This is a genomic window from Bacillus sp. GM2 (assembly GCF_056155945.1).
On the sequence record NZ_JBRKSZ010000008.1, the window covers coordinates 42,690 to 61,644 of the forward strand.

17 protein-coding genes are annotated in these 18,955 nt (G+C 48.3%); 5 read left to right on the top strand and 12 right to left on the bottom strand.

Features of this window, described 5'->3' with window-relative positions; genetic code table 11:
- Positions 1-36: 36 nt before the first annotated feature.
- Positions 37-882: a helix-turn-helix transcriptional regulator gene (locus tag ACVC9U_RS15085; protein WP_075755175.1), complete on the top strand. Its 846-nt coding sequence runs from the start codon at positions 37-39 to the stop codon at positions 880-882.
- Here ACVC9U_RS15085 and ACVC9U_RS15090 read toward each other — a convergent pair.
- From ACVC9U_RS15090 to ACVC9U_RS15105, 4 genes are all read right to left on the bottom strand, one after another.
- Positions 879-2,426: a glycoside hydrolase family 43 protein gene (locus tag ACVC9U_RS15090; RefSeq protein ID WP_075755173.1), complete on the bottom strand. Its 1,548-nt coding sequence runs from the start codon at positions 2,424-2,426 to the stop codon at positions 879-881. The genes ACVC9U_RS15085 and ACVC9U_RS15090 overlap by 4 nt on opposite strands.
- Positions 2,416-4,014, bottom strand: coding sequence for a glycoside hydrolase family 43 protein (locus ACVC9U_RS15095; RefSeq protein ID WP_441391239.1), 1,599 nt, complete (start codon positions 4,012-4,014; stop codon positions 2,416-2,418). Before ACVC9U_RS15095 ends, ACVC9U_RS15090 begins: the two co-directional genes overlap by 11 nt.
- Positions 4,015-4,177: 163 nt before the next feature.
- On the bottom strand, positions 4,178-5,038 hold the full coding sequence (locus ACVC9U_RS15100; protein ID WP_441391240.1) for a VOC family protein: 861 nt from the start codon (positions 5,036-5,038) through the stop codon (positions 4,178-4,180).
- The gene (locus ACVC9U_RS15105) at positions 5,010-5,453 is read right to left on the bottom strand and encodes a DoxX family protein (protein WP_075755167.1); all 444 of its coding nucleotides are present in this window, start codon (positions 5,451-5,453) and stop codon (positions 5,010-5,012) included. Before ACVC9U_RS15105 ends, ACVC9U_RS15100 begins: the two co-directional genes overlap by 29 nt.
- A gap of 230 nt (positions 5,454-5,683) precedes the next feature.
- On the opposite strand from ACVC9U_RS15105, the gene ACVC9U_RS15110 reads away from it, so the two are divergent.
- From ACVC9U_RS15110 to ACVC9U_RS15120, 3 genes are all read left to right on the top strand, one after another.
- Positions 5,684-6,022, top strand: a complete 339-nt coding sequence (locus ACVC9U_RS15110) for a winged helix-turn-helix transcriptional regulator (protein ID WP_075755165.1) — start codon at positions 5,684-5,686, stop codon at positions 6,020-6,022.
- 152 nt (positions 6,023-6,174) lie between these two features.
- Complete coding sequence (locus ACVC9U_RS15115) at positions 6,175-7,152, top strand: glycosyltransferase family protein (RefSeq protein WP_441391241.1); 978 nt, start codon at positions 6,175-6,177, stop codon at positions 7,150-7,152.
- A 107-nt stretch (positions 7,153-7,259) separates the two neighbouring features.
- On the top strand, positions 7,260-7,838 hold the full coding sequence (locus ACVC9U_RS15120) for a class I SAM-dependent methyltransferase (protein ID WP_075755196.1): 579 nt from the start codon (positions 7,260-7,262) through the stop codon (positions 7,836-7,838).
- 150 nt (positions 7,839-7,988) lie between these two features.
- Here ACVC9U_RS15120 and ACVC9U_RS15125 read toward each other — a convergent pair whose 3' ends face one another.
- The 3 genes from ACVC9U_RS15125 to glvA form a co-directional block, all read right to left on the bottom strand.
- Positions 7,989-9,581 carry an alpha-glucoside-specific PTS transporter subunit IIBC gene (locus ACVC9U_RS15125; protein WP_441391242.1) on the bottom strand — a complete coding sequence of 531 codons (1,593 nt, stop codon included), beginning with the start codon at positions 9,579-9,581 and terminating at the stop codon, positions 7,989-7,991.
- Between the two features lie 15 nt (positions 9,582-9,596).
- Positions 9,597-10,367, bottom strand: a complete 771-nt coding sequence (locus ACVC9U_RS15130; protein ID WP_441391243.1) for a MurR/RpiR family transcriptional regulator — start codon at positions 10,365-10,367, stop codon at positions 9,597-9,599.
- A gap of 107 nt (positions 10,368-10,474) precedes the next feature.
- Entirely contained in the window at positions 10,475-11,824 is a 1,350-nt protein-coding gene (gene glvA / locus ACVC9U_RS15135; protein WP_145652943.1) for a maltose-6'-phosphate glucosidase, read from the bottom strand.
- Positions 11,825-12,006: 182 nt separating this feature from the next.
- Between glvA and ACVC9U_RS15140 the strand changes: the two genes are divergently transcribed.
- Positions 12,007-12,363, top strand: coding sequence for a YnfA family protein (locus tag ACVC9U_RS15140; RefSeq protein WP_441391244.1), 357 nt, complete (start codon positions 12,007-12,009; stop codon positions 12,361-12,363).
- Here ACVC9U_RS15140 and ACVC9U_RS15145 read toward each other — a convergent pair.
- From ACVC9U_RS15145 to ACVC9U_RS15165, 5 genes are all read right to left on the bottom strand, one after another.
- The gene (locus tag ACVC9U_RS15145) at positions 12,333-14,168 is read right to left on the bottom strand and encodes a sigma-54-dependent Fis family transcriptional regulator (RefSeq protein ID WP_075755159.1); all 1,836 of its coding nucleotides are present in this window, start codon (positions 14,166-14,168) and stop codon (positions 12,333-12,335) included. The genes ACVC9U_RS15140 and ACVC9U_RS15145 overlap by 31 nt on opposite strands.
- Before the next feature lie 101 nt (positions 14,169-14,269).
- Entirely contained in the window at positions 14,270-15,646 is a 1,377-nt protein-coding gene (gene lpdA / locus ACVC9U_RS15150) for a dihydrolipoyl dehydrogenase (RefSeq protein ID WP_075755157.1), read from the bottom strand.
- 18 nt (positions 15,647-15,664) lie between these two features.
- A complete protein-coding gene (locus ACVC9U_RS15155) occupies positions 15,665-16,792 on the bottom strand; it encodes a dihydrolipoamide acetyltransferase family protein (RefSeq protein ID WP_075755155.1) in 1,128 nt (375 codons plus the stop codon).
- Between the two features lie 22 nt (positions 16,793-16,814).
- Entirely contained in the window at positions 16,815-17,849 is a 1,035-nt protein-coding gene (locus ACVC9U_RS15160) for an alpha-ketoacid dehydrogenase subunit beta (RefSeq protein ID WP_075755153.1), read from the bottom strand.
- 21 nt (positions 17,850-17,870) lie between these two features.
- Entirely contained in the window at positions 17,871-18,845 is a 975-nt protein-coding gene (locus ACVC9U_RS15165; RefSeq protein WP_075755151.1) for a thiamine pyrophosphate-dependent dehydrogenase E1 component subunit alpha, read from the bottom strand.
- Between the last annotated feature and the right edge of the window lie 110 nt (positions 18,846-18,955).

Consider the following 18,955-nt stretch of genomic DNA (forward strand, 5'->3'; position numbering starts at 1 on the left):
TTGATAAGAAAACGTTTTCAAGGAGGAATGCCCGACATGCTTCATCCTAAATATTTCATAGCCGAGCATTCTTTTTCGATTCAATATATGCAGAGAAAAGGATTTACCGAGATGAACGCGCCGCATGTTCATGAAGGCTATGAACTGTATTATCTGCTCAGCGGAGAACGCACGTATTTTATTAACCAAAGCGTCTATACCGCGGAAAAAGGCTCGATGATCATCATCAACCCCCACGACCTCCACCGAACGTCAAGCACAGAAGTTCAAGAGTTCGAACGCATCCTGATTAATTTCTCGCACGATTTCATCGAACCATTGCTTGAGTGCAGCCATTATCGGCTGCTTCCGTTCCCGGAAAATCAAAATTTCATCGCATTTTCCCTCCGTGAACAGGCGGCAGTCGAACATCTGCTGATGGAGATGAAGAAGGAGTGCAAGCTGAAAAAAGAAGGACACGAAGATGTCGTCAGGGCGCTGCTGTTTCAGCTGCTTTTTTCCATTTACCGGAGCCTTGCGGGCGGCGGACGCAATCAAACACGTACACTTCACCCGATGGATGAAAAAATCTCGGAAATCGCTTCATATATCAACGGCAGCTTTCAAGAAACGATGACATTAAACAGGCTGGCCGGACAATTTTATATCAGCCCATCCTATTTAAGCAGAGTGTTTAAAAAAGTGACCGGCTTTCATCTTCAGGAGTATATCCGGCACATCAGGATCCGCGAAGCGAAAAAACGGCTTCGTGATACAGACGAGAAAATATTAGACATCGCCGCGGATACCGGTTTTAAGCATATCAGCCATTTCAATAAAGTATTTAAAGAAATCGTCGGCATCCCGCCGCTTCAATACAGGAAAAAAAGCAGAGACATTTAATATGCGGTATAACGGAACCAGTCAAAATCAGCGGCGGCCTTTCTGCCGCTTCCGCCGTTATTGGCGAATACCCCGACCATCGTTCCCGTATGCCCCTTTGCGTCACGCGAACCCTCATCGCTTAAGAAACGGGCGTCATCAGTACCGCCTGCGTGATGCCAATGCTTCCCTTCATAACTGTAGTAAAAATCCCTCTTTTGCTTATTGATGACGGCTTTTAAATACAGCGGGCCGGCTTCGGCATGTTTTTCCCCAAGCGTTTTTTGGAAGCCGGAGCGATTTTCCACGACCTTGATCTTTAATCCTTCTTCATAGGTCAGGCAGCATTTCAAATAATTATTCGTGCTGTAGTAGCAGACGATCCCCGCTTGCTCGCCGGACGCCGAAGGTGAAAAGTCGAGTTTCACGCCGGCGCTGTATTGGTGGTGTTTTTCCCTTCTGACGATCGTATTTTTTGCGCGGATGTCGTGTAAATCCCAATCACCTGTCCACAGCCTGAGATATCCCGGTCTTTCGGTCAAAGACCAGCCTGAATGGTCGGGATTTCTGACAAACTGCCAGTCAAGACCGAGCGTAACATCGTCAAAATCGTCGAAATTCTTTTCATCCCATTTGACCTGAGAAAGGTTGGGAGCGCGCTGGATCAGGCTAGGGCCGTTCAAGCCATTGATGACAAACCAGCCGTCATCCTTCCATTCGACGGGATCCAAAGCGGTCTCCCTGCCAACCGTTGTATAGTTTCCCTCATTGGGCCGTCCGCATAGATACACCGCCCACCATTCTCCATTCTGGGTTTCAACGAGCTTGCCGTGCCCCGCTCTTTGAATCGGAGCATCCGGGTCTGTCTGCGTTAATATCGGATTATACGGGCAGGGCTCATAAGGACCGTACAAATGCGTCGAGCGGGCTGTCGTGATCGAGTGGGAATATCCGGTGCCTCCTTCCGCCAATATCGCGTAGTAATACCCGTCTTTTTTCAGCACATGCGGCCCTTCAGGCGCCCTTCTGCCGGTCCCTTCCCAAATCTGAACCGGTTCGCCGGAAACTTCTGTGCACTCGTCATTTAAAGGAAAGAGCGTGCAGGCAGGACTGAGCAGCATATAGTGTTTCCCGTCGCCGTCAACGAAGTGAGACGGATCGATGCCGCTGCCTTCATCAATGAAAACGGGCTTTGAATAAGGTCCTTCAGGGCGGCTGGACTTGATCATAATCTGTCTGCGGATCAGCTCTCGTCCGTTGATGACGGTCGGTCCGTTCAGCCTGTGTGTCGCGAAAATGTAGAAGGTTCCGTCATGATACGAGATATCGGGCGCCCAAATGCCGTGCGAATCATTGATATCAGACAGGTCCAATCCGTCATTCTCCGTAATTCCGTGGCCGATGATCTTCCAATGGACTAAATCTTTTGAGTGGGAAATAACGATTGCCGGGAAATACTGAAACGTTGAGTTCACCATGTAATAATCTTCCCCGACTCTGATAATTGAAGGATCTGGATGAAAACCGGTCAACACCGGATTCGTATATGTGTGATCACCGTTCATGACATTCCCCTCCTGCCGGTTCGACACTGAACCAATCAACATCGCACCAGCCGTCCTGTCCGTCTGCTCCTTCGGTATCAGTGCAATATACACCTGCCTTGGCACCTGTCCACAGCCCGGGTACAGCCTGAAACGAATCACCAATCTGTGTGAAATGACGCTGATCCATGCTGTAGCTGAAACGGCACACCGCCTGTTCATCAACAGTCATGCGCAAATAGACCGTTTCCGCCTGTACGCCGTGCTCTTCTGTTTTGACATCTTCCTGTTCACCTTCCATACGGCCTTTGTATACAGAAAGCCGATAACCGTTTTCCGATTTCGAAAAGCCGAGATAGGCGTATTCCCTTCCCATAACAGCCAAGCCGGCCAGCATCGTGTCCGACAAGGCGTTTAGCGACAATTTGACCGTTGCTGTAAAGCTTGGGCCCGAAAATTTCTGCATCAGAAGGTTCGGCAGACGGCTCAGTTTGAACGGATGCGGGATGCCGCGGCTGTACAAGCGAAGCTGGCCGGGACTGGCGCTGAGAGAGTACCAGTCTTGCTGCGGATTCGCTTCCCATTGCCAATGAAGCGCAAGGCGATCTGAAGAAAAATCATCATTGGCATGGTCAAAGGGCTGTTTCACTTCTTTGGCGTTCGTCTTCGGCTTTTCCCATTGCAAAACCGGTTCGCCGATCCCGTCGCCGTCTATGTCTTCGCCCATCAGCGGCCAGCCGTCGATCCAGCGGACAGGTTGAAGGTGCACTACTCTGCCGAATGCTCCGCGATCTTGAAAATGGATAAACCATGATTCTTCGGAATCAAGCTCAACCCAGCCTCCCTGGTGCGGGCCGTTAATCGCTGTATTTCCTTGGCGGAGGACAACCTTGTCTTCATAGGGACCGTAAATCTGCTCGCTACGCAAAACCGTCTGCCAGCCTGTCTTCACCCCTCCGGCCGGAGCAAAGATATAATAATAGCCGTCTTTTTTATACAGTTTCGGCCCTTCAATGGTAGGGTGGCTCAGCGTACCGTCAAAGACGATCTCGCCATCGTCTTTCAATGCCGTTCCGTCTTTTTTCATTCGGCATAGATTCAGCTTACTCTTGATTCCGATTCTGCTGTTGGCGTAGGCGTGGATCAAATAAGCATTTCCGTCGTCATCCCAAAATGGACAAGGATCAATCCAGCCCTTTGTCTTTTTGACGTGTATAAGAGGCTCCCATCCTTTAAACGGATCTGATGTTTTGCTCATGAAGATTCCTTCATCAGGCGTTGCAAAATACACGAGGAATTCCCCGTTATGGTACCGAATGCTCGGCGCCCATGCTCCTTTGCCGTGAGCAGGGGCCTCGTATTCGTCGAAGGGGAGTTCGTCAAACACATGGCTGATCAAAGACCAATTCACCAAATCTGTCGAGTGCAAAACGGGAATTCCGGGAAAACAGGAAAAACTCGAGGCCGCCATAAAAAAGTCGCTGCCTTTCCGAACGACATCCGGATCTGAGTAGTCCATGAAAAGAACGGGATTGCAAAACCGTCCGCCGTCAATATTCGGATTCCAGACAGGCGGATGTTTCGCCTTGCCAGTCAGGCTTTTTGCCATCAACCTTCACCCCTGTTAATTTTTCAAATTCATGTTAGCACAGCTGCCGCCCCTGAATCTTTGTTATTAATGTCTGTTTATTCTGATTCTTTGCTATTGTTGTCCTTTGATTGAATGGCATAAAAAAAAGGCGAAACTAAAGTTTCACCTTAGTTTCGCCTTTTCAAGCAGTCAACCTGATATCAATGCCTGAAGCCGGGTCTTGAACAAACCATGCGTTTTCTTGATGCTCAACGGCATAACCTGAGCTTTTCAGTTTTTTTACGATTCGGTCCAGTTCCGCCTGACTCGGGAGAAGAACCGTGTAATACGCCATGCCTGCCGCATCACGTGGAGCAAATGGCGCATGTTGTCCGGCCCAGATGTTTAAGCCGATATGGTGATGGTAGCCTCCGGCAGAGACGAAAAGCGCTGACATGTGCTGATAATCTCCCGTGATATCAAATCCCAGCACAGCGTGGTAAAATTCTTTCGCCTGCTTCAAATCTCTGACGTGAAAATGAACGTGTCCGATTTTTGTTTCAGGGGGAAGACCTTGCCATTCGTGACCATCGGCTTCTTCAAGAAGCCCTTGGACATCAACCGGCTCCGTACCCATCACGTAGTTCCCCTGTTCATCACGCTTCCATCCCTCGCGTGGACAGTCCCGGTAGATTTCAATTCCGTTTTGATCAGGGTCTGACAAGTAAAGCGCCTCGCTGACAAGGTGATCTCCCTGGCCGAGTTCAATACCGGAGCGGAGCAAATGCTTCACAGCCATGCCGAGCTGCTTTCGATTTGGAAGCAAAATGGCAAAATGATAAAGGCCTGCTGCCGATCTTTCAGGCAGCACAACAGCATTTGAAATTTCCTCAATAATCAGAAGCGGATTTTTCCCGTCAACTGTGAACTCCGCCGTTTTGCCGTCCCGTTTTAATACTTGAAAACCGATCACATCCCTGTAAAAAGAAACCGATCTTTCAAGACGGCTCACCTTCAGCTTGACATATCCGAGCTCAGTGCCCGGGTGAATTTGCTGCGTCATCTGTTTTTCCTTCTTTCCTTGATTTCAGGATCACTTCCCCAAGGGATAGCATCCGACTTCCGCTCAAGCCCAGGTATACAGACATGGCAAGAAGCGCTACATCAAATTCATAGCCTGCGCCTCCATCCGTTCCCATGAATCCGGCGGAAAGCTTAACAGTGAAAATGGCCCCCAGCATGACAATCGCAAATAAAAGGCCAATCACACGCGTACCGAGCCCGAGAATCATTAAAGCCCCTCCGGCCAATTCGATAATCGCTACGATATAGGCGAGAAAGCCCGGAATTCCGACACTGCTGAAAAATCCTACAGTATTTTCAATCCCGCCTTGAAATTTTGAAAGCCCGTGAAGCAAAAATGTAAGACCTGTAACCAAACGTAAAATTAATGCACCTAATTCGTATTTGTTGTTCATTATTTTCTCCTCTTGTTTATTTTTTATTTTAAAAACCAATGACGAACGCCAACTTTATCCATCTATCAACATATCATCCGTATAAGAAGTCTGCAGTGTCCTCCTTTTTTCGTTCGTTACTTACTTTGTGTAAGTTAGTATATATAAATAACAAACTTACGTCAAGACATTTTATGAGCTTTGCTCATTCATTGATATACCGTTATAATAGACCTAGAGAGGTGAGGAATATGAGCCTATCATCTTTATGTCCAAAATTTGAAAAAGGAATGAAAATGATAAGTCAGCGCTGGAACGGATTCATCATTCACCAGCTTCTTAACGGCCCGCAGCGGTTTTGCCATATAGAATCTTCCCTTCCCATCAGCGGAAGGCTGTTATCCGAAAGATTAAAAGAACTCGAACACGAGGGCATCATCCACCGGCACGTGTATCCAGAAACTCCGGTGCGGATCGAATACTCCCTGACTGAAAAAGGACAGGCGCTCGAATCGGTCCTTAAAGGAATGGAAAAATGGTCGCAGGAATGGATCGATCTGGACGATACCAATGAACGGAAAAATCATTAAAAAAGGCGTGCATCTCAGGTGCATCGCCTTTTTGTTTTGCCGTTTTATTCCGCATATTTTTCAGTTCCCGCCTTTTTCATGCTTGCCTGAACATCAATTTTTAATCCTCATATATTAAATAGGGAAAGATTACATCCTGAGAGGAGAAAGAAATGCGGAGATGCTTAAAAATATTGGTTCTGATTAAAACGTTTTGGAAGACCATGCCCAAACATGAAGTAAAGTATAAAATGATGAAATCTCTGGAGGAGTTTGCCGAAGTCATGTACTGGCATACAGACGGCTATCTTCCGGATATATTGGACAAAATCCAATTTCGCCCTGATTTCATTTTCCACTACGACATTGCCTACGGCTTTTCATTATCCCCAAACATAAGGGGGCTCAAGGATACAAACATCCCCACCGGCGCGTTTGTGATCGATTCTCATTTTAATAAACATATCAGAAGCAGTTATTTCGAAGAAAACCAGATTGATTTAACTTTTTCAGTGACAAAAGAGCATTTTTTAAATGAATATCCCCAGTACGAAGAAAAATTCAGATGGGTCCCATGGGCAGTTGATCCAGAAATATTCAAGGACTGGAAGTTAAAAAAAACGATAGACTATTTGCTCATGGGGCTCGTGCATGAAGGAAACAAAAGATACCCTCCAAAAGGAAAGTACCATTTTAGGGAAGCTGTACTGCAGACCATGAAGCATGAAGAAGGGTTTGTTCACCACCCCCATCCCGGCAATGTCATAACTGATGAAGAAGAAATCAAGCAGGCTTTTTTAAATGAAAAGTATGCCCAGGAACTGAACAGGGCCAAGATATTTTTCACGTGCGGAAGCACCCTTCGCTACCCGTTGTTAAAATTTTTTGAAGCTCCTGCCTGCAGAACGCTGTTGCTGGCGGAACCAAATCAAGATATTTACGATCTTGGTTTTAAAGACGGCACCCATTTCATTGGTTGTGAAGTTGAAGACTTTTATGACAAAGCAAAATACTATCTTCAAAAGGAAAAAGAAAGGCAGCGTATCACAGACAACGGCTACCGTCTCGTTCATTCGCGGCATACCTATCATGCGCGCGCACAAGAAATAGCAGACGCGATAATAGATTTTTTGGAGCAGCGGAAACGGTGATGAATGGATCCACTTTTCTTATCCGGCGGGATTGTTCCCGCACGCATTTTCTTTCCGGACATATAATTTCTATTACTGATGATTTAAAAGATTTCGAGGTGAAAAACATGGGAACGGAAATGCCCGCTGAGTTTTATGATCAATTTATTGACCGACATCTGATTCCGCTTGAAAAAAGCCCTTGGAAAAAGGTGTATGAAGAAGCTGCACGTCTATTGCCGGAGTCCAAAGATGAAACGATTGTTGATATCGGCTGCGGCACAGGGAGATTCGCAAAGCTTTTATATGACAAAGGATACAGAAAATATTTAGGCATCGATTTTTCCAAAGGAATGCTTGAAGAAGCCAAAAGGTATAATCCCTCGTTTACTTTCATCGAAGGGAATGTATATGACGAGACGATCGTCCGGATGCTGCAAAAATACAATGTTTTTGTTTTGCTGGAAGTGTTAGAGCATATAGAGAAAGACAAAGCGTTTTTATCAAGTCTTCCTCAAGGAAGCGATATGGTGATTTCTGTGCCTAACTATGATTCACGCGCCCATGTCCGCCACTTCAAACATATTGACGAAGTCATCGAAAGATACGACGGCATATTGGATTTTCATGGCAGCGAAAAAGTCGTCATTAAAACATCTGAACAGCTGAAGAATGAAATTTACGTGCTGAACTGCAAAAAAAGATAATAAGCGGGAATTGGCATGCAGCGAGCTAATGCGGATAACCTGTGAAGCGTTAGCTTGTCTCTGCATCAAAAGAGCATCCCCCCAATCGTACATGCAAGTCTCCGCAACTTGCATTTGTCGTTTCAGGAGATGCTATTTTCCCCGGCACAATTATGATTGATCCAGCAGCTTCTCAACCCTTTCACGGACTTGCGGAACCGAAAGACCGATGATAATTTGCAAGGCTTTTCCGTTTCTGACGACACCGTGAACGCCAAAGGACTTAAACGTACTGTCCGGCTCCACTTTCGATTCGTCATACACGCTGACTCTCAGTCTTGTCGCACAATTCGTCACTTCAGCTATATTTTCTTTTCCGCCGAGCGCTTTGATGCAAAGAACCGCCTGATCGGTTTCATCCATTTCCTGCGCCGCAGAAACCTCTTTTTCGGACTCTTTTTTCGCCTTGTAATCTTTTTTCGAATAAAATTTGGTCTCCTGCTGCTGGTCTTTTTCACGCCCCGGTGTGGCAATATCCAATTTTACAATCAAGAACCTGAATACGAAGAAGTAAATGGCGGTGAAAGACAAGCCGATCAAAATTTGAAAAATATAAGTGCTGCCATGCTGATGAAACAGAGGGATCCAGTTGAGCGTTAAAATCTCGATTAAACCGCCGCCCATATTTCCGACCACCCCTGCAGCATACATCAAGGTTGCCATCGTCGCGGCCAAGAGACTGTGCACGAAAAACAGCAGCGGCGAAATGAACAAAAACGTAAATTCGATCGGCTCCGTGATCCCCGCAATCACCGCTGTCAGCGTGATCGGAATCAGCAGACCGGCAACGATTTTCTTCTTTTCTTTTTTGGCTGTTACATAGATTGCGAGCGCGATCCCGAGAATTCCAAAGATTTTAGAGTTTCCGTGGAGCGCGAATCCGCCTTGAGGAAAGAGCTCTTTTAACGGCTCAGAGCTTGCCGAGAACTCGCTGAGATGCTGCGCCCAATAGGTGACAATTCCGCCTTCAACTACGGCCGGACCGAAAACAAATGGCGTGTAGATGAAGTGATGCAGGCCTGTAGGGATCAAAATCCTTTCCAAAAATGTGTAAACCCATACACCGAATGCTCCTGAGGCGACAAGGAAGCTTTGCAGCGACGCAATGCCGCCCTGCACCATCGGCCAAATCCACGCGGTCGCAAGCGCTACCGGAAGCATGATCGCAAATGAAATGATAACGACGAATGAAGAGCCTTGAAATATTCCTAAAAAATCGGGCAGCTTCTTATCAAAGTAGCGGTTGTGGATATAAACGACAATCGATGAAATCAGAATCGCCCCGATAATGTTCGTATCAAGGGTTTTGATCCCGGCGATTTCCGCAAGCCCGCTTGTTCCTCCGGCTTCCTGTGTCATATCAACACCGAAAAAATCTCCCCATACAGTCAAAATGGCGCTGACAAAATAATTGAAGGTCAGATAGGTAGTAAGCGCTTCCAAACATGCCCGCGCCTGCGCTTTTTTCGCCAGTGCGATCGGAATTCCGACCGCAAACAACAGCGGCATTTGCCTGAAGACAGTCCAGCCGCCTTCCTCAAGGATATACCAGAATTGATACCAAAAGGTGTCCTGACGGGCGAGCGATCCCATCAGCTGCTCATTTTTAAATAATGTGCTGAGGCCCACGACGATCCCGGCAAAGGCAAATAGCAAAACCGGCACAAACATAGCGCTTCCGAATCGCTGTACTTTTTGCATCAATGCGAATCCCCCCTGTTATTCCTGATTTTTCTTTTCTTCAGCATAGTCGACATAGCTGCGAAACAGCGCTTCCCCAACGAGAAAAAAGGGAGCAAAAGCAGTCAGCTCTGTTTTTGGATAAACCGTCACCGTCTGGCTCGGCGCATAGAGATTGTAAGGAGTGAGCTGGGCGAGCAGATTATTTTTCAAATTCGTCAAAGAGATAAAAGGAATGCCTTTTGCCGACAGAGACTGTGCCTGCGGAATCAGCGACGGGGTTTCTCCTGACAGCGAAATGATGATGATCAGATCAGCCGGGCTAAAATCAGGAAACATGAGGTCGAAATCGATTTGATCTTTGATCACCGTCAAATAACGGTGCTGAGAAACAAACATTCGCTGCAGCTCATAAGCGCACGTCGTCTGAGCCGTACCTGAACCATAGACAAAAATGCGGCCTGCTTCGTCAATGAGCTGACACATCTTTCGCAAATCCGTATTTTTCAAATACTTCATGCTTGCTTCCATATCCCTCATGAGGCTTTCAAAGGAATGGCAATCTTCCCGCTCTTCTTCCCGTTTCTCAGCCTCCCATTTCAGAAACACCCTGAACTCGCTGTACCCGCTGAAATCCAATTTTTGAGAAAGCCTTAAAATCGATGTGCGGGATACGTTGCATTTCTTTGCTAATTCGTTGATGCCCAGCTTGTAGCAAGTGTCTTGATGGTTCAAAATATATTTCAAAACATGAAAGTCGTTTTCGTTCAATTTTTTATAATGCTTGTTCATTAATTCTTCCAACTGCATCGTTTTCACCCCATTTATTCTCTGTCTCTATTATATAAAATACGAGAATAAATGGGAGATATGCCTGGGCTGGCCGGTATGGCTCAGGAGCCCAGGCGCTTTCATCCTTAAAGCGACGGCTGAAGATGTTCCGCGGAGAGCTCCGGCCAATATGCTTTGTTCGCTTCAATCAGATCATCAAGAATCAGTTTGGCTGTTCTTGCATTCGGCACGGTCCGCGACAAAATCAGAGCCTGCCAAAGCTTTTGATACGATTTTTCAATCCAGGCTTCAACGACAAGCTTTTCAACAGACACCTGCTGTTCCATCAGCCCTTTTTGGAACTGCGGTATCTTGCCGATTGTGATCGGCTCGGGTCCGTTTTTGCCGACAATGCAAGGCACCTCAACCATCGCCGATGAATCGAAGTTTTGGATCGCTCCGTTATTTTCAACAATTAAAAGCATCCGTTCACCGGTATTAAAAGCAAGGGCGCGCGCAAGGTCGACAATATATGAAGCATGGTCATCAATTTTGATTTTGCTGCCGGCGCTGGATTGGGCTTTTGCGATTTTTTCACACTCGCCGAAAATGAATTTTTCCCGCCCTTCCATTACTTCGTTCGCCCGCGTGAATTCAGGGTTTGATTTTTTCACCATGTCATCGGGATAAAAATAATATTGCAAATACGTATTTGGAAGCGTCTCAGGATCGAGTTCATATACTTCCCGCGCTTTTTTGAACGTGTCGTTCCAGCTGGCCTCAGCCTTTTCATGTTCATGTTCAGGAATATAGCCGAACTTCCCGACGTGCTCCTTGATCGCCGGCATCAGATCATTGCCGTCTTTGTCACAAATTGACGTCCACCAGCCAAAATGATTAAGACCGTAATAACGGACGACCATCTCTTTCCGTGATGACAGCCCGAGAATTTGAGCCATCCTGTCTTCGATACCGATCGGCATATCGCAAATGTTCAGCACTTTTGATGTCGGCCGCAGCCTTCTCGTCGCTTCGGCAACGATTGCAGCCGGGTTTGAATAGTTCAGCATCCACGCATCAGGTGAATAAGTTTCCATATAATCAATGAGCTCAAGGACGCCGCCAATCGACCTCATTCCGTACGCAATCCCTCCGGGTCCGCACGTCTCCTGGCCGACGACTCCGTATTTCAGAGGGATCTTTTCATCGAGCTCGCGCATTGCATATTTGCCGACTCTGATATGAGCCATGACAAAATCAACATCGGAAAACGCCTCTTTCGGATCGGTTGTCGCTAAAAATTGAATGTGCGGAGCCCTTTCTCGAACCAACACTTCACAGGCGCCGGCTATCTTGTCTTGCCGCTCCCCATCATTGTCATACAATTTCAGCTGTCGGATCGGGAAATCATCCAAATTGTCCAAGAGCATCAATACAATCCCCGGGGTAAATGTGCTTCCTCCGCCTGCAATGACAATCGAATACGTTTTATCCATTTTTAAAGCCCCCTTATAAGCGTTTACAATTTACTTATATCATGCTGAAGGAGCCGTTCCAACAGGTTCGGCAAAGACAGTTCCTATACTCGCGTTCTGTTTATTTTCCCGAAAAACGGGAACTTTCCCGGCCGTTTCATGTCGTGTAGAATAAAGGCAATTAACTGAATTGGAGTGTGTTGTTGATGCTGATCGCAATCGGTTTATTTTTGCTGGCGGGCTTGGCTGAAATCGGCGGGGGCTATCTCGTATGGCTGTGGCTGAGGGAATCCAAACCGCTGTGGTACGGGGTAGCCGGAGGGCTGACTTTAATCATTTACGGTATAATCCCGGCTTTTCAGGCGTTTCCATCGTTCGGGCGCGTCTATGCCGCGTACGGGGGCGTATTTATTATTCTGGCTGTGCTTTGGGGTTGGCTGGTGGACAAAAAAGCCCCCGACCTCTATGATTGGGCCGGGGCTGTAATCTGTTTAGCCGGTGTCAGCGTCATGCTTTGGGCGCCGAGAGGTTATAGGTTATACTTTCGAAGCCGCTTGTAAAATGTGCTTCTTGGAATTCCGGCCAGCTTGGCCGCTTCGGACACATTTCCTTTCGTTTTTTGCAAAGCTTCCATCATCGTTTGTTTTTGAACACGTTCTCTGAATGTGAGCCGGTCTTCTTCAGAAGGCGCGCCGCTTTTCCAATGGAGTCCGTCCAGCACCGCACTGTATTGGGAGGGGGCGATCAGCCCGCCGTCCGGAAATAAAACCCTGAGCCTTTCAAACGTATTAAAGAGCTCACGGACGTTTCCCGGCCAGTGATATTCTTGAAGCCGCTTGAAAAAAATCGGCGGAAAATCGGCCTTCCACCCGTGTTGCTGCTGATAGTGGCGGAACAAATCAGGTATGTCCTCTTTGCGCTCTCTGAGCGGCGGTACTTTTACCGGATAAACATGAAGGCGGTAATACAGATCTTCACGTATCTTTCCTTTTTGGAGAAGATCTTTCAGATCACGGTGTGTTGCTGTGATGATTCTGATGTCGAGGGGAACTTCACGGGTTCCGCCGATCGGAGTGACCTTCCGCTCTTCGATGATCCTTAAGAGCGCCACTTGCATCTGATAAGGGATTTCACCGATTTCATCGAGAAAAATCGTACCGCGGTGAGCCTGCTCAAACTTTCCTTTTGAACCGCGGCGCTTTGCTCCTGTAAATGCGCCTTCGGTATAGCCGAACAATTCGCTCTCCATCAAGCTTTCAGGAATGGCGCCGCAGTTGACGGCGATAAAAGGGCCGTTTCTCCGGGCGCTTGCCTGATGAATGGCCCTTGCGGCAAGTTCCTTTCCGGAGCCCGTCTCCCCCCATATGTATACATTCGCATCCGTCTGAGCCGCAAGCCTCATGTCGTTAAGCGCCTGCTGAAACGCCCGGCTTGTTCCTGTTTCTCCCGGATAGATGAAACGGGGTACGAGTGATGGAGCTGTTTTTTTGCGGGACACTTCAGCCAGTGCCATCGACTTTCCGAGGGGCCTCCCGTCTTTGGCGGAGAAAATCGGCTGCTTGTGCACGCCGGTAAACCCGCGCTCATACAGATCATTGACATCCATTCTCCTCCAGTCAGAAAAACGTTCCCGCACCGGTCTGCTCGCAGCTACGATTTTGTCTTTTTCATTGCACACGATAAACGGCTGATCCGAATCGATTTTTTCCAGACAATGGCTGATGAGCTCGGCTTCGTTTTTTTTCGTGTGTACGCTGACCTCGCGCTCGATGGCGTGTGCGGCAGTAGCAGCCATCCCAAGCATAAAGGGATGCCTTCTATCCGTGAGACAGGAAATATCGATCAAACCCATAACGGTGCCGTCTTCATCGCGAATCGGTGCAGCAGAACAGCTCCAATGATGGGATGCCACTGAAAAATGCTCGGTCCCGTGAATGGTGACAGCTTCGCCGATTTCAAGGGCGGTTCCGATGGCGTTCGTGCCGACTTCTGTTTCCGTCCAGCGCACCCCCTCAACAAAATTGATTTTTTTCGCCTCTTCAAGCGTCCTCAGGCATCCGGCCAAGCTCAATACGTACCCGTCGGCATCGATCAGGAGCGCCATCATTTCCGACTCTTTTAATTCACGGCTGATATTGTGTAAATAAGGCAGGGCGATATCGAGGAATAACGAGTGTTTCTTTTTTTGAGCGTTGAATAAATCCTTTTTTAAAATTGACTGTCCTTTATCTAAATACGGATTTACATTTCGGCTTTTGCAGCGGTACCATGATTCCATGACTCTTTTGTTCAAGCGGGCCTGGTCAAGGAGCCCCTCCTGAACAAAACGTTTCCACGTATTTAAATAGCAGGGCGTCGGATTCATTCCATCCTCTCCTAATGCTTTTTCCTCATTATATTATAAAAGCGCTTTCAATATCGATAAAAAAACTTCGCACTTACCTGCTGTGCGAAGTTTTCCATTATTCAGCAGTGAACCGCCTGACCTGCGGCTTGCAGCAAAGCTTCGTGAATCGTTTCCGAAAGAGTCGGATGAGCCGCGATGAAGTGCTCCATTGCGTCTGCCGTCAGCTCAGCGTGCATCATCACGGCTGCCTGGCCGATCAGTTCGGTTGCTCTCGGACCCACGATCGAAACCCCGACAATTTCCTGATACTCCGGCTCTATGATGATCTTGACCTTACCGGCAGCCTCATTTAAAATAAGCGCTTTTCCGTTTGAAGAAAACGGAAATTCACCGATACGAACATCCCCGTAGCGCTCCCTCGCTTTTTTTTCATTTAAGCCGACGCTTGCGATCTCAGGCGAGGTATAGATGCAGCGCGGAATGATTTCACTGTTGGCCTTCATGTCTTTGCCTGAGGCATGGGATGCGGCGACGATTCCTTCGTGAAAAGCGGCATGCGCCAGCTGAACCCCGCCTGTGATATCCCCGCACGCATAAATATGCGGAATGTTTGTCTGCATATGTTGGTTGACTTGAATCCCTTTCCTGTCATATTGGACACCAATATGCTCAAGCTTCAGATCAGCAGTTCTCGGTTTTCGGCCGACGGCGACCAGACATCGATCCGCTTGAATATTAAAGCTATCATCGCCATTTTTCAGAAAGACGCGCCGCCAGGCAGGATCAAGACGCTCCACTTGTACAGATGTGAAAACACGGACGCCGGACTCTTCAAGACTTGTGTGCAGAAAGGCGGCAATATCCGGATCTTCCTCAGGCAAAATCTGTTCCGCTTGCTCGGCTATAATTACGTTCGCTCCCAGCCTGCTGTATATACTGGCAAATTCACAACCGATGATTCCTCCGCCGATAATAAAAATCGTTTCAGGGATGGACGGCAATGACATGGCATCTCCGCTGTGGATGATCCAGCTCCCATCAAAAGACGCAAAAGGCAGTGCGGCAGGTTCCGCTCCTGCCGCTATAATCACATGACCGGCATTGATGACCTCCTGTTTTCCGCCCTTTTCAACAAGTATGTCGTGTTCCGACAAGAACGATGCTTTTCCTTGCAGTACCTTGATTTTGTTTTTATTCATCAAATATTTAATACCCCCGGCGAGCCGCTGAATGATCTCTCTTTTACGGCTTTGGACGGCCTGCCACTGAACCGTCGGGCTTTCGCCTGACAGCCCGATGCCGAATGCGCCGGCGGACTTTACTTTCTCGAACATATCGGCGCTTTCAAGAAGCGTTTTTGTCGGTATGCACCCTTCATTTAAACACGTCCCTCCGAGGGGGCCATCTTCAATCAGGATGACTTCTCTGCTATTCTTGGCGGCTGTTATCGCCGCCACGTAACCCGCAGGTCCCCCTCCTATAATCGCGAGTGTCACAGTCTATCCACCTTCTCTCTATAAAAGAATCGATGCAGGATCTTCCAAATATTTTTTTACATCTGAAAGGAATGCTGCGGCAGGCGCACCATCAAGCGCGCGGTGATCAAAAGTCAGACTGAGCGGCAGAATGGCGCCCTTTGTCAGTTCTCCGTCTTGATAAACGGGGGCCGAATACATTTGGCCGATTCCGAGTATCCCGGTTTCCGGCGGATTTAAGATCGGCGTAAAGTGCTCGACACCATATGCGCCGAGATTTGTAATCGTAAATGTCGATCCTTCTATTTCGTCGTGCAGAAGCCGGCCTTCCCGCGCTTTTTTGGCGTACCATTTGATTTTCTTGGCCAGATCGATCAGCGGGAGCCGCTCGGCATGGCGGATGACGGGAACGGCCAGGCCTTCATCCAAAGCGGCCGCCATTCCTAAATGAATGTGCTCAAAGGTCGCAAGCCTTCCGTCTTGATAAACGCTGTTCATGGCCGGATGATCCAAAAGCGAAAAAACAGCTGCCCTTGCGGCAAAATCAGTGATCGTCAGCTTTGTATCATACCTGGATTGGGCTGTTTCATTGAGCTGTTTTTGCAGGGCTGTTAATTTCGTGATGTCCGCCTTCATCGTAATCGTCAGCTGGGCGCTGTTTTGCAGGCTTTCCGTCATTCTTGCGGCAATCGTTTTCCTCATCGGGCTTGCCGGCGGACGATCTTCCGCCTTATCCGCCTGCTTGTTCGGCCTGTCGGGAAGCGCCTGCAGCACATCCGCTTTCGTAATTCTCCCCCCGGGCCCTGTGCCTTTCAGCGTTTTGATGTCTATATTTGCGCTTTGCGCGATTTTGCGTGCAGCCGGAGAAATTTTAATCCGTTCTTTCGGGGGATCCGGCTGTTTTGTTTGACTTTCCGGCGTTTGTTCGTTTTCATTCCCGATCTGGCAGATGACCGTTCCCGGCGGCACTCCCTCTCCTTCGGACACTTTGATGTCCAACACGGTTCCGTTTGCCGGAGATTCGATTTCCATTTCGATTTTTTCGGAATTGATGCTGGCAATGCTTTCTCCTTTTTCAACGGCTTCACCGACTTTTTTATTCCAGACGGAAACCGTACCTTCTTTCATCGACATTCCCAATTTCGGCATGACAACCTCGACAGCCATGTTCTCCTCTCCTTTCCAATCTTTACACCGTATGTGTTGAGGTTTCTCCTAGCATCTCAAGCACGGTGTTCACCACTTTTTCCGGTGTCGGCAAATACAGGTCTTCAAGAGGCGGTGAAAATGGCACCGGCGTATGCGGAGCCGTCACCTTTTTAACCGGTGCGTCAAGCGAATCAAATCCTTTATCTGCCGCCAATGATGCGATATCCGCGGCAATGCTGCATCTCGGATTGGCTTCATCGACGATCACAAGCCTGTTTGTTTTTTCTATAGATGAAAGGACAGCCTCTTCATCAAGCGGCGAAAGACTCCTCGGATCAAGGACTTCGGCTTCGATTCCCCGAAGTGAGAGATGTTCCGCCGCTTGAAGCGCCGTATGAACCTGTTTGCCGACTGCGACAATCGTTACATCAGCGCCTTTCCGCTTGATATCGGCTTTTCCGATCGGCAGCGTGTAATATTCTTCCGGCACATCGCCTGTCATGTTGTACAGCGTTTTGTCTTCAAAAAAGATAACCGGATCCTGATCCTCAATCGCAGCGAGTAATAAGCCTTTCGCATCGTACGGGGTCGACGGAACAATCACTTTCAGGCCGGGAATGCTTGTAAATAGGGCATACAAGCTTTGCGAATGCTGGGCGGCTGCCCTAAAGCCCGCGCCGTGGGTCGTCCGGATCGTAATTGGAACTTCCGCTTTGCCACCAAACATGTAGCGGAATTTCGCTCCCTGGTTCAGCACCTGGTCCAAACATGTTCCGATAAAATCGTTAAACATCAATTCCGCGATCGGCCTTAAACCTGTTGAAGCCGCCGCCATGGCTGCGCCGATGTACCCCGCTTCACTGATCGGCGTATCAAGGACGCGCTCCCGTCCAAATTCCTGAACAATCCCTTTCGTGACGCCGAGCACACCGCCCCATGCTTCATCATCCTGCAGATGATCAACATTCGCTCCTCCTGCGACATCTTCCCCCATTAAAATGACGTGATCGTCCTTTCTCATCGCAAGTTTGATCGCTTCATTCAATGCGGCTGACATGCTGATTTCCCTTGTCATGTTTCCTTCCCCCTTCATGAATTAATAAGATACATATACATCTGTCAGCAGTTCGGTTTCTTCCGGATAAGCGCTTTTTTCGCTGAATGCGACCGCTTCCTCCACCGCTTCTTCAACTTCTTTTTCAATCCGCGACTGCTCTTCTTCACTCATCAGCCCTTTTGCCAACAATTCGCTTTTGAACGCGGCAATGGCATCTTTTTCTTCCTGATGCACCGCCTTTTCTTCATTTGTTTTGTAGCGCTGGGCATCTCCTTCAAAATGACCGTAGTTCCTGTATGTCATACACTCAATGAGCGTCGGTCCCTCTCCGTTTTTGGCACGCTCTATCGCCCGGCCCGCAGCCTGGAAAACCGCGGCCGCATCTTTTCCATCCACGCGAATGCCCGGAATCCCATAGGCGGACGCACGATCTGCAATCGACTCGCAGCTTGACGCATAGGAAAACGGCGTCGCTTCGCCATACCCGTTGTTTTCGGCGACAAATATGACAGGCAGCTTCCAAATGGCGGCAAGGTTGATCCCTTCGTGAAACGTCCCCTGGTTGTTGGCTCCGTCGCCAAAAAAGCAAACGCTTACATTTTTAGTCTTTTTATACTTTGCAGTGAGGGCAGCTCCGCAGGCCAAGGGAAATCCCCCGCCGACGATCCCGTTTGCGCCAAGCATCCCTTTGTTAAAGTCTGCGATATGCATCGATCCGCCTTTTCCTTTGCAAAGTCCCGCAGATTTTCCGTATATCTCGGCCATCATCCCCTTCAAGTCGCACCCTTTTGCAATGCAGTGCCCGTGGCCGCGGTGTGTGCTCGTGATGGTGTCTTCGTCATTTAAATGGGCGCAGACGCCCGCGGCAACCGCTTCTTCTCCGGCGTAAAGATGGACAAAGCCCGGCAGTATTCCTTTAGCAAACAGCTGATGAACCCGATCTTCGAAATGGCGGATTTCCAGCATTTTTTGATACATCCACACCGCTTTTTCCTTTGTCAGTACCTCTTCCATATGAATAAACCTCCTGTCTTTTTTTTACTCACACACATTATGATGCAAAAATCGTGCCAACTCTTCGACGCGAACATAAGCCGCTTTTCAGGCGGACATCCTTCCAGAAC

What these genes read in the sequence shown, in the direction of transcription:
- ACVC9U_RS15095 (WP_441391239.1), bottom strand. Translation starts at nt 4,014, where the DNA reads ATGGCAAAAAGCCTGACTGGCAAGGCGAAACATCCGCCTGTCTGGAAT.
- glvA (WP_145652943.1), bottom strand. Translation starts at nt 11,824, where the DNA reads ATGGATAAAACGTATTCGATTGTCATTGCAGGCGGAGGAAGCACATTT.
- ACVC9U_RS15145 (WP_075755159.1), bottom strand. Translation starts at nt 14,168, where the DNA reads ATGAATCCGACGCCCTGCTATTTAAATACGTGGAAACGTTTTGTTCAG.
- ACVC9U_RS15165 (WP_075755151.1), bottom strand. Translation starts at nt 18,845, where the DNA reads ATGGAAGAGGTACTGACAAAGGAAAAAGCGGTGTGGATGTATCAAAAA.
- ACVC9U_RS15130 (WP_441391243.1), bottom strand. Translation starts at nt 10,367, where the DNA reads ATGCAGTTGGAAGAATTAATGAACAAGCATTATAAAAAATTGAACGAA.
- ACVC9U_RS15110 (WP_075755165.1), top strand. Translation starts at nt 5,684, where the DNA reads ATGAGCCTATCATCTTTATGTCCAAAATTTGAAAAAGGAATGAAAATG.
- ACVC9U_RS15100 (WP_441391240.1), bottom strand. Translation starts at nt 5,038, where the DNA reads ATGACGCAGCAAATTCACCCGGGCACTGAGCTCGGATATGTCAAGCTG.
- ACVC9U_RS15120 (WP_075755196.1), top strand. Translation starts at nt 7,260, where the DNA reads ATGGGAACGGAAATGCCCGCTGAGTTTTATGATCAATTTATTGACCGA.
- ACVC9U_RS15105 (WP_075755167.1), bottom strand. Translation starts at nt 5,453, where the DNA reads ATGAACAACAAATACGAATTAGGTGCATTAATTTTACGTTTGGTTACA.
- ACVC9U_RS15155 (WP_075755155.1), bottom strand. Translation starts at nt 16,792, where the DNA reads ATGGCTGTCGAGGTTGTCATGCCGAAATTGGGAATGTCGATGAAAGAA.
- ACVC9U_RS15115 (WP_441391241.1), top strand. Translation starts at nt 6,175, where the DNA reads ATGCGGAGATGCTTAAAAATATTGGTTCTGATTAAAACGTTTTGGAAG.
- ACVC9U_RS15160 (WP_075755153.1), bottom strand. Translation starts at nt 17,849, where the DNA reads ATGACAAGGGAAATCAGCATGTCAGCCGCATTGAATGAAGCGATCAAA.
- ACVC9U_RS15085 (WP_075755175.1), top strand. Translation starts at nt 37, where the DNA reads ATGCTTCATCCTAAATATTTCATAGCCGAGCATTCTTTTTCGATTCAA.
- ACVC9U_RS15090 (WP_075755173.1), bottom strand. Translation starts at nt 2,426, where the DNA reads ATGAACGGTGATCACACATATACGAATCCGGTGTTGACCGGTTTTCAT.